General features: G+C 43.0%; 1 pseudogene. It reads left to right on the forward strand.

The window, feature by feature from the left end:
- Nucleotides 1-96 precede the first annotated feature (96 nt).
- Nucleotides 97-627: pseudogene (locus tag Xbed_RS18915) on the forward strand (tyrosine-type recombinase/integrase); the annotation flags it as partial.
- Between the last annotated feature and the right edge of the window lie 101 nt (nt 628-728).

The following is a 728-nucleotide window of genomic DNA, read 5'->3' on the forward strand; positions in this document are numbered from 1 at the left end:
CGGTTACGGCGCATGGTTCAGTCTCCAAAGGAAAGATAAATTAGCCGTAGCGTGCACGCGCCTGATGGCAGGGACAAGGTGAGTTCACCGGACGCTTACTTTCTTTATCTGGAAGACATAAAGCGATTACTGGCAGCGTGTGATGAATCAAGAAATAAAGATTTAGGTTGCGTGGCTCGCATCTGCCTTGCAACGGGTGCACGATGGGGTGAGGCTCAGTCATTAAGTCAGTCCCAAGTCATGCCTTATAAGGTGACATTCACTCAAACCAAAGGTAACAAAAATAGAACCGTGCCTATATCGAAAGATTTGTATGAGTTACTACCTAAAAGGCGAGGGGCGTTATTCTCGAATTGTTATGATGCATTTGAAGGAACATTAAAAAAAGCAGCTATCGATTTACCTAAAGGGCAGCGCACACACGTTCTGCGTCATACTTTTGCCAGTCACTTTATGATGAATGGCGGCAACATTTTAGTGTTACAACAAATACTAGGGCATAGCTCCATCATGATGACAATGCGCTATGCACACTTTGCCCCAGATCACTTAGATGCGGCGGTCACATTAAACCCCTATGACAAGCTAAAAAACTCGCGAAAAAGTGGCGACGTAAAAACATATTAATTTTTAACGCGATGCTCGACTTTTATGATGAGTTGAAATGACATAGCCGCTCCTTTATAACTTTAAGTCGTCAAAAATAGAGAAATAAAGGAACAAAAGGC

Origin of the sequence: Xenorhabdus beddingii (assembly GCF_002127545.1) — a bacterium.
Classification (GTDB): domain Bacteria; phylum Pseudomonadota; class Gammaproteobacteria; order Enterobacterales; family Enterobacteriaceae; genus Xenorhabdus; species Xenorhabdus beddingii.